Origin of the sequence: Nocardiopsis sp. NPDC006832 (assembly GCF_040635885.1) — a bacterium.
Lineage (GTDB): Bacteria > Actinomycetota > Actinomycetes > Streptosporangiales > Streptosporangiaceae > Nocardiopsis.
The window spans coordinates 1-9,330 of record NZ_JBEYLC010000113.1 but is presented as its reverse complement, the minus strand read 5'-3'; the positions used below and the strand labels follow the sequence as shown (position 1 = coordinate 9,330).

8 protein-coding genes are annotated in these 9,330 nt (G+C 69.4%); 5 read left to right on the top strand and 3 right to left on the bottom strand.

What is annotated here, in order from left to right:
• Both ABZ717_RS27980 and rsmA read left to right on the top strand, forming a co-directional pair.
• A partial coding sequence (locus ABZ717_RS27980) for a ubiquitin-like domain-containing protein (RefSeq protein ID WP_358516065.1) occupies positions 1 to 1,026 on the top strand: 1,026 nt, incomplete at its 5' end.
• 33 nt (positions 1,027 to 1,059) lie between these two features.
• Positions 1,060 to 1,971, top strand: a complete 912-nt coding sequence (gene rsmA / locus ABZ717_RS27975) for a 16S rRNA (adenine(1518)-N(6)/adenine(1519)-N(6))-dimethyltransferase RsmA (protein WP_358516063.1) — start codon at positions 1,060 to 1,062, stop codon at positions 1,969 to 1,971.
• Here rsmA and ABZ717_RS27970 read toward each other — a convergent pair.
• Positions 1,941 to 2,177, bottom strand: coding sequence for a hypothetical protein (locus ABZ717_RS27970; protein ID WP_358516061.1), 237 nt, complete (start codon positions 2,175 to 2,177; stop codon positions 1,941 to 1,943). The genes rsmA and ABZ717_RS27970 overlap by 31 nt on opposite strands.
• Positions 2,158 to 3,549, bottom strand: a complete 1,392-nt coding sequence (locus tag ABZ717_RS27965) for a PspC domain-containing protein (RefSeq protein WP_358516059.1) — start codon at positions 3,547 to 3,549, stop codon at positions 2,158 to 2,160. Before ABZ717_RS27965 ends, ABZ717_RS27970 begins: the two co-directional genes overlap by 20 nt.
• Before the next feature lie 188 nt (positions 3,550 to 3,737).
• Between ABZ717_RS27965 and ABZ717_RS27960 the strand changes: the two genes are divergently transcribed.
• Both ABZ717_RS27960 and ABZ717_RS27955 read left to right on the top strand, forming a co-directional pair.
• Positions 3,738 to 4,940: a PspC domain-containing protein gene (locus ABZ717_RS27960; protein WP_358516057.1), complete on the top strand. Its 1,203-nt coding sequence runs from the start codon at positions 3,738 to 3,740 to the stop codon at positions 4,938 to 4,940.
• A 30-nt stretch (positions 4,941 to 4,970) separates the two neighbouring features.
• On the top strand, positions 4,971 to 5,642 hold the full coding sequence (locus ABZ717_RS27955) for a response regulator transcription factor (RefSeq protein ID WP_358516055.1): 672 nt from the start codon (positions 4,971 to 4,973) through the stop codon (positions 5,640 to 5,642).
• Positions 5,643 to 5,667: 25 nt separating this feature from the next.
• Here ABZ717_RS27955 and ABZ717_RS27950 read toward each other — a convergent pair whose 3' ends face one another.
• Positions 5,668 to 6,615, bottom strand: a complete 948-nt coding sequence (locus ABZ717_RS27950; RefSeq protein ID WP_358516053.1) for a nucleoside hydrolase — start codon at positions 6,613 to 6,615, stop codon at positions 5,668 to 5,670.
• 126 nt (positions 6,616 to 6,741) lie between these two features.
• Here ABZ717_RS27950 and pcrA point away from each other — a divergent pair, with 126 nt between their 5' ends.
• Positions 6,742 to 9,066: a DNA helicase PcrA gene (gene pcrA / locus ABZ717_RS27945; RefSeq protein ID WP_358516051.1), complete on the top strand. Its 2,325-nt coding sequence runs from the start codon at positions 6,742 to 6,744 to the stop codon at positions 9,064 to 9,066.
• Positions 9,067 to 9,330 lie beyond the last annotated feature (264 nt).

Here is a 9,330-nt window from a genome sequence, read left to right as displayed (position 1 = left end):
CGCGGCGTCACCATCGACGTCGACGGTACGGAGACGATCGTCCACACCTTCGGCGGAACCGTCGCCGACGCTTTGGCGGAAGCGGGTGTGGAACTCGACGAGGACGACGCCGTGGCACCCTCCCTTGAGACACCCGTCGGCGCCGGAGACCACGTCATGGTCCGCTCCCCGAGACGGCTCACCGTGGAACTCGACGGCCACCGGGCCGAACACCGGGTCAACGCCGCCACCCTCCACGAGGGCCTGGACCAGATCGGCCTCGACCCCGAAGGCGTCGAACTCTCCCGAGCGCACACCACCGCCATCCCCGCGGACGGCCTCACCATCACCGCCGAACGCGCGCCCCGCATGGTCGTCGTGTACGACACGATCCGCTCCGAGACCCGCACCACCGGGGGCACCGTTTCCGACGTCCTCGACGCGGCCGGGATCGAACCCGGAGAACACGACGTCGTCAGCCCCGAACCCGACGAGCCCGCAGAACCGGACATGGTCGTGCGCGTCCTGCCCGTCCTCGACGAACCCGAGACCGAAGAGGTCGTCATCGAGGCCGAGACCGTCGAACAGCGGGATCCCGACCGACCCGAGGGAGAACGCGAGGTCGTCACCGAACCCGAGGACGGCCTCAAGGAGGTCACCACCGCGACCGTCCTGCGCGAAGGCGAGGAGGTCGAACACGAACTCTCCGAAGAGATCGTCACCGAACCCGTGGAGGGCCTGGTGGAGGTCGGCGCCAAGGTGGAGGAGGACCCCGCCCCCGAGGCGAGCGGCGCCGCGGCCGGCCTCAACTGGTCCGGGCTCGCCCAGTGCGAGTCGGGCGGCGACCCCACGGCGGTCAACTCCGCGGGCGGCTACTACGGCCTCTACCAGTTCAGCGTCACCACCTGGGAATCGGTCGGCGGCAGCGGACTGCCCTCGGAGGCGAGCCCGGGCGAGCAGACCGGCCGGGCCCAGGCGCTCTACGACACCGTCGACGGGAACTGGCAGAGCCAGTGGCCACAGTGCGGGACACACCTCTTCGACTAGGGGGACGAGCGGGTGGGCGGTGGCCGGCAAGATGTGGGGGTGACACAGACACCCGCACCCGACCCCGCCGAGCACTCCCGCCTGCTCACCCCCGCCGACGTACGTGAGCTCGCCGAGCGGTTCGGCATCCGGCCCACCAAGACCCTGGGCCAGAACTTCGTCATCGACCACGGCACCGTCCGCCGCATCGTTCGTGTGGCGGGAGTCGGCGCCGACGACGTGGTCGTCGAGGTGGGACCGGGACTCGGATCCCTCACCCTCGCCCTCCTGCCGCACGTGCGACAGGTCACCGCCATCGAGATCGACCCGGCGCTCGCCGAGGCCCTGCCCGGCACCGTCGCCCTCCACGCGCCCGACCTCGCCGACCGGCTCACCGTCGTTCCCGGCGACGCCATGCGCATCACCGAGCTCCCCGGGCCCGAACCCACAGCGTTGGTGGCCAACCTGCCCTACAACGTGTCGGTGCCGGTCCTGCTGCACCTGCTCGAACTGCTGCCGTCCCTGCGGCGGGTGCTGGTCATGGTGCAGTCCGAGGTCGCCGACCGGATCACCGCGACCCCCGGCGGCCGTATCTACGGGGTGCCCTCCGCGAAGGTCGCCTGGTACGCCGCGGCCAAACGCGCCGGCGCGGTGGGCCGCAACGTGTTCTGGCCCGCGCCCAAGGTCGACTCCGGGCTGGTGGAACTCGTGCGCCGCCCCGCCCCCACCACCAAGGCGCGCCGCGAAGAGGTCTTCGCGGTGATCGACGCCGCCTTCGCGCAGCGCCGCAAGACCCTACGGGCGGCCCTGGCCGGCTGGGCCGGTTCCGCGCCCGCCGCCGAGGTGGCCCTGCGCGCCGCCGGCATCGACCCGAGGACGCGAGGCGAGTCCTTGGGGATCGAGGAGTTCGCGGCCATCGCGGAGCACCGCCCGGCTCAGTCCTCGGAGGCCTTGGCCGAGTCCTGAGTCTTCTGGGCACCCGACGGGTCCGGGCGCGAACGCAGCAGCGCCCGGGCCACCCCGGCGAGCCCCAGGCCCGCGAACAGTACCGGGACCAGCCACAGGGCGTTGAAGTCCCAGGACCCGCTGCCCTGCACGACGAACACGACCGCCAGGCCGAGGAAGAGCACCCCGGCGACCAGCGAGCCGCCGTCAATCCCGCGCTTGGTCATAGCGAACCTCCAGTACTCCGACCCTGGTGTCGGTCTTCACGTTCACCACGGGTACCTCCGCGGCCTCGGATCGCGGCAGCGGTCCGACAGGCTCGAACGACTCCTCGTACGTGAGGTCGTACCCGTGCCGGTCGTCGTCTCCCTCCTCCGGGGTGTGCACGGCCCCGAACGTCACGTGTCCCTCCAGTTCGACCCGCACGCCGTCGGGTATCAGCACGATCAACATCCCCTGATCGACACGGGCCGTGACGTCCACGCTCTGTCCGGGATCCAACCTTCCGTCGAGTCCGGACAGGTCGAGCGTCCCCTCGCCCAGACTCAACCGCGGGTCCGAGGACTCGGCCTCGGCGACCGACTCCGGCCGCCACACCTCCCCGCCGACCCGCCACTCGGTGACGTCGGTCATGGTGACCGTGAGCGTGCCCAGCACCGCCAGGGCTCCAAGGAACCCCAACCCGCGTGGGTTTCCCGCGAAGGTCCCGATCAGCGCGAACAGCCCGATCACCGTGGTGGCCGCGGCCATGAAGTAGATCCCGAGGTCCGGGCCGAACAACAGATCGACGCCGTTCACCTCGGAGTACGGCGCCCCCAGGTTCGGTGCGACGACCACCCATACGACCGCCATGATCACCACGGTCCACAACGCGAACGAGGCCAACGGCGACGAACGGGGCTCGCGCCGGCCCCGGCACCCTTGATCGCCGTCGTCGAACCCACCCTCGGAGCCGTCGTCCTCGTCCTCGTCCTCGTCCTCGTCGTCACCGTCGTCGCCGTCGCGGGAGGTGCGTTCCGAGACCACCGCCAGGTCCACCGGACCGTTCGGGGCCGACGCCCACGGCTGCGCCGGGTTGTAGTAGGCGGCGCTGGGCTGTGGTGCCGGCCCGGTCGGTGGCGGCTCCCGCTCGGCCAGGTCGGCGCGCAGTCCCAGCAACGAGGCCCGCAGGTCGACCCCCCGACTCCGTGCGGTCAACAACCCCAGCACCAGGGGGATCGCCAGGATCATCGTGCCCCAGCCGAACCCGCCCACCAGACTCATCGCGGTCGCCGCCATCAACCCCACGGCCAACAACTTGGGGACCGCACGCGAGGGGAAGGCCCGATCCAGCATCTGCTCGAAGGTGGCCGGCCCCCCTTGGGGATCGCGCATCAGCACCCACGCCGCGACGTACAGGAACAACCCCGTACCACCGGCGAACAGGGTCAACACGAACCCCGTCCGCCACAACACCGGGTCGACCCCCGTGTACGCGCCGAGCCCGGCGCACACACCGGCGAGCACCCGATGGTCGTCGTTGCGGCGCAGCTCCGGCCCCGGCTCCGGCGGAACCTCCGCGGCAGCCGGCGTGTCAGGGGCCTGACCGTCCGTCATCATCGCTCACCGCACCTTCCCATGGAACCATCGTCGCCTCTGACCCGTCCAAGAGGGAATCCGGGACGACCCTGATCCCACCCTGACCAGAGCACCCCACGGACCCCGGGTGCGTCCCCGATGTCGGCGCGCCGCGCACAAGGCATCCTGGAGGAGTACGCAGGGAATCGGACGAAAGCGGTGATCGGGCGGTGGCAACGACGGCCGTGGGAACTCCGCGGCTCACCCGCGCCGTCGAGGGACGGCTCCTCGGTGGAGTCGCCGTCGGCGTGGCCCGACACCTGGGCATCGACCCCGTCGTGGTCCGGCTCGCCTTCATGGCGCTGGGCGTCGGCGGCATCGGCCTCGCCGTGTACGCGGCCCTCTACTTCATCCTCCCCGAAGCGGAGGTCGAGGAGGGCACCGAACCGGCCGCCGACAACCGGCGCAAGGGCCGCGACATCTCGCAGATCGTCGCCTACGTCGGCCTGGCCGCCGCCTTCGGGATGCTCTTCCTCGTCTTCGGCGGAGTCTTCGACCCACTGCTGTGGTTCATCGTCTTCGGCGCGCTCGGCGCCACGATCCTGTGGCAGCAGGCCAACCCCGCCCAACGCGACGAGTGGATGACCAGCACCGTCAGCCGCGCCGGCCCCAAGGGCCTCATGCGCACCGGCGCCGGAGTCCTGCTCATCGTCACCGGCGTCATCGGCTTCATGGTGTTCCAGCAACAACTCCAGGACGCCCGCGCCGGACTCAGCTTCGCGTTCACACTCCTCGCCGGCATCACCCTGGTCGCCGCACCCTGGATCATCGGTCTGGTCCGCGAACGCGACGCCGAACGCCGTGAACGCATCCGCAACGCCGAACGCGCCGAACTCGCCGCCCACATCCACGACTCCGTCCTGCACACCCTCACCCTGATCCAGCGTCGTGCCGAGGACCCACGAGAGGTCCAACGACTGGCCCGCGTCCAGGAACGCGCCCTGCGCAGCTGGCTCTACCAACGTCCCTCCGACGCCGAGACCACCGTCTCGCCCGCCCTCGAACGCGTGGCCGCCGAGGTCGAGGAGGAACACGGAGTGCCCCTCGAAGTGGTGTGCGTGGGCGACTGCCCCATGGACGACGGACTCGCCGCACTCCTGCGCGCCGCCCGCGAGGCCATGGTCAACGCCTCCAAGTACGCCGGCAGCGACGACATCTCCGTCTTCGGCGAGGTCGAGGAGAAGGAGGTCCTGGTGTTCGTCCGCGACCGCGGGGCCGGCTTCGACCTCGACGCCATCCCCGAGGACCGCATGGGCGTACGCGGCTCCATCCTCGGCCGGATGGAACGCCACGGCGGTTCCGCGCGCATCCGCACCGAACCGGGCGAGGGCACCGAGGTCCAACTCCGGATGCCCCGCATCCTCGACCTGTGAGCGACTTCCGGGCGGGGTAGGGTTCTGGTTGTGGGAGAAGAGAGCACGACCTTCAGCGACGGAGACGCGATCCCCCGTGTCGTGATCGTGGACGACCACCGGCTGTTCCGCAGCGGTGTGCGCGGCGAACTCGGCGACACGGTCGAGGTCATCGGAGAGGCCGGTGACGTCGACAGCGCCGTGCACGTCATCGGAGAGACCAGGCCCGACCTGGTCCTCCTCGACGTGCACCTACCGGGTGGTGGGGGAGTGGAGGTGCTCCGGCGGGTCCTCGCCAAGCACCCCCAGATCAGGTTCCTCGCCCTGTCGGTCTCCGACGCGGCCGAGGACGTCATCGGAGTGGTGCGCGGCGGCGCTCGCGGCTACGTCACCAAGACCATCTCCGGCAAGGACCTGTCCAACGCCATCGTCCGGGTCGCCGACGGAGACGCCGTGTTCTCACCACGCCTGGCCGGTTTCGTGCTGGACGCCTTCTCCGCCACCGACGCGCCCCCGGTCGACCCCGAGCTGGACCGCCTCACCCAGCGCGAACGCGAGGTCCTGCGGCACATCGCCCGCGGCTACGCGTACAAGGAGGTCGCCAAGGAGCTCTTCATCTCCGTCAAGACGGTGGAGACCCACGTGTCCTCGGTGCTGCGCAAGCTCCAGTTGTCCAACCGGCACGAACTGAGCCGTTGGGCGACCGCCCGCCGCCTGGTCTGACCGACCCGCGGCGGGCGAGACCCGATCAGCGCAGCGAGTCCAACATCCGGTCCAGGAACTCGTCACCGGAGACCGACGTGATCACGCGGGTGACGCGACGCTCGTCCCGCCCCGGACGCGGGCGCCGGTCGGCCACGGTCATGCCGCGGGTCAGCGAACCGGTCAGCTCAACCCGGATCGGCGCCTCGAACACCTCGGTGACCAGGTGTGGGTCGGCCAGCACGGCGGCGGCCAAGGGGTCGTGCATGGCGCACTGGCGCACCCCGAAGATGCCCTTGTAGAACTCGGCGTAGAAGTCCAGGAACGCCGAGGTGCGCTCCGCCCGCTCCCCGGGCACCTCCTTGAGCCGGTCCAACCAGTCGGAGGTCGCCACCGTCTTCATGGTGATGTCCAACGCCACCAGGTCCAGGTCGAACCCGGCGGCGAAGACCACCTCGGCCGCCTCGGGGTCGTTCACGATGTTCGCCTCCGCGTGCGAACCCACGTTCCCCGGCACCTCGACGGCGCCGCCCATCACCACGAGCCGGCGCACCAGCTGGGGCAACCGCGGCTCCAGGCCGATCGCGATCGCCAGGTTGGTGAGCGGACCCACGGCCAACACGTCCAACTCGCCCGGGTTCTCCCTGGCCAGTCGGACCAGCAGCTCGGCGGCGGACTCCGCCACCGGCTCGCACTCGGGTTCGGGCAGCTCGACGTCCCCCAGCCCGTTGCCGCCGTGGACGTGCTCGGCCAGTCGCGGCTCCTGCACCAACGGACGTCCGGCGCCCACCGCCACCGGTACGTCGGGGCGGCCGTACAGCGCCAACAGTCGCAGCGCGTTGCGCGCGGTCACCGTCACGGTGTTGTTGCCGAACACGGCGCCGACACCGAGGATCTCCACCTCAGGCCGCGCCGCCAGGTACGCGAGTGCGACGGCGTCGTCGATCCCCGGGTCGCAGTCGACGAACACACGCGTGGTCTTCCGGTCAGCCAAGACCGATCTCCCCCCGAAACAGACATGAGCCGGGTGGGAAAAGTACGCACCCGGTATGAAACCAGACTAGGGCGCCTTCGGTGGGGGTGGACCCGACCGTCACCGGTCGGTCGTAACCTGGAGAGCGTGTCCTCCCAAGAGCAGCTTCTCGAAGGTCTGAACGGTCCCCAGCGCGACGCCGTGACGCACTCCGGCTCTCCGCTCCTGATCGTCGCGGGCGCGGGATCGGGCAAGACCCGTGTCCTCACCCACCGCATCGCCCACCTCATGGCCGAACGCGGGGTGCGCCCCGGGGAGATCCTCGCGATCACCTTCACCAACAAGGCCGCCGCCGAGATGAAGGAACGCATCGAGGCGCTCCTCGGTACCCGCGCGGCCAACACCATGTGGACGATGACCTTCCACTCGGCGTGCGTGCGCATCCTGCGTCGGGAGGCGCACCGACTCGGCTACCCGAGCAGCTTCACCATCTACGACGCGTCGGACGCCGCCAGGCTCATGCAGCTGGTCTGCAAGGAGATGGACCTGGACCCCAAGCGGTTCCCGCCCAAGTCCTTCAGCTTCCAGGTGTCCAACCTCAAGAACGAGCTCATCGACTACGACACCTTCGCGGAGCAGGCCCAGAACGAGCAGGAGAAGAAGCTCGCCGAGGCCTACCGGCTGTATCAGCGCCGTCTCCACGAGGCCGGCGCCATGGACTTCGACGACCTGATCATGGTCACCGTCAACCTGTTCCAGATGTATCCGGACGTCGCCGAGTACTACCGGCGTCGCTTCCGACACGTCATGGTCGACGAGTACCAGGACACCAACCACGCCCAGTACGTGTTCGTGCGAGAACTCGTGGGCGCGGCCGAGGACTCCGACACGACCGTGGTCCCGCCCGCCGAACTGTGCGTGGTGGGCGACGCCGACCAGTCCATCTACGCCTTCCGCGGCGCGACCATCCGCAACATCCTCGAATTCGAACGCGACTTCCCGAACGCGCGCACCATCCTGCTGGAGCAGAACTACCGCTCCACCCAGAACATCCTGTCCGCCGCCAACACGGTCATCGACCGCAACGAGGGCAGGCCCGCCAAGAACCTGTGGTCCGAACAGGGCGAGGGGCCCCGGATCATCGGCTACGTCGCCGACAACGAACACGACGAGGCGGCGTTCGTGGTGGGGGAGATCGACAAGCTCACCGACGAGGGCATCGTCAAGCCGAGTCAGGTCGCGGTGTTCTACCGGACCAACGCCCAGTCCCGTGTGTTCGAGGACGTGTTCATCCGAACCGGCCTGCCGTACAAGATCGTCGGCGGGGTGCGCTTCTACGAGCGCAAGGAGATCCGGGACATCCTGGCCTACCTTCGGGTGCTGGCCAACCCCGAGGACACCGTCAGCCTGCGCCGCATCCTCAACGTGCCCAAGCGCGGCATCGGGGCCCGTGCCGAGGAGTCCATCGAGCTGTTCGCGGCGCGCGAGCGGATCACGTTCTCCCAGGCGCTGCGCCGGGTCGGCGAGGCACCCGGCATCGCCACCCGCTCGGCCAACGCCATTCGCAACTTCACCGCGCTGCTCGACGAACTCGCCGCCGGGGTGCCGGGCAGCACGCCCGCCGAGATCGTCGAGATGGTGCTGGGCAAGACCGGATACCTGTCCGAACTCACCGAGTCCAAGGACATCCAGGACGAGAGCCGGGTGGAGAACCTGGAGGAGTTCGTCGACGTCGCCCGCGAGTTCGAGAACACCTTCGCGGCGCTCATCGAGGACGAGGCGCTGTTGGAAGGTGAGGAGAACCAGGGCATCGACCCGGGCGAACCCACCCTCGTGGACTTCCTCGAACGCGTCGCCCTGGTCGCCGACACCGACCAGATCCCGGACGAGGACGACGAGGGCGGCGTGGTCACCCTGATGACCCTGCACGCGGCCAAGGGACTGGAGTTCCCCGCGGTCTTCCTCAGCGGCATGGAGGACGGGATCTTCCCGCACACCCGCACGTTGGGTGACAAGACCCAGCTGGAGGAGGAACGCCGGTTGGCGTACGTGGGCATCACCCGCGCACAGGAACGGTTGTACGTCAGCCGGGCCGCGGTGCGCAGCGCCTGGGGAACGCCCTCCTACAACCCGGCCTCCCGCTTCCTCGACGAGATCCCCGTGGACCTCCTCGACTGGAAGCGGGCCGAGTCCACTTTGGCCGCGCCGCCCAGCCGCAGCATCGGCGGTGGTCGTGGGGGCTTCGGTGGGGGTGGCGGCTTCGGAGGAACCTTCGGTGGTGGCCGGAAGAAGGTCGCCAAGGAGGCGCCCACTCTCAGCGTCGGAGACCTCGTCAACCACGACTCCTTCGGGATGGGCCGCGTCCAACTCGTCGACGGGGCGGGTGACAAGACCAAGGCCCGCATCGACTTCGGCGCCGACATCGGGGAGAAGGACTTCCTCGTCAAGTACGCGCCGATCGAGAAGCTGTGAGGGGCAGCGGCGCGGGGTGGGACCTCTCGATGCGGGGTGTGTAAGCCAGGACACCGACAAGGTTTCCCGAACCTGTCACGAGCACTCACACCCAGGGGTACAGTTGGTGAAGACCGAGCGAAACGAACGCGGAAATCTCTGCGGGCGGGCCGGTCTCACCTCTTCACAACAGCCTGGTTCGAGCGGTGCTCGGAGCATGTAAACTCGAAGAGTCGCTTCAAAAGCCCAGCGTTCAAACCGACAGGCGAAAACGCAAAGCCGAAA

Excerpts from the sequence above, each read along its gene's own strand:
- ABZ717_RS27970 (WP_358516061.1), bottom strand. The coding sequence starts at position 2,177 with ATGACCAAGCGCGGGATTGACGGCGGCTCGCTGGTCGCCGGGGTGCTC.
- ABZ717_RS27965 (WP_358516059.1), bottom strand. The coding sequence starts at position 3,549 with ATGATGACGGACGGTCAGGCCCCTGACACGCCGGCTGCCGCGGAGGTT.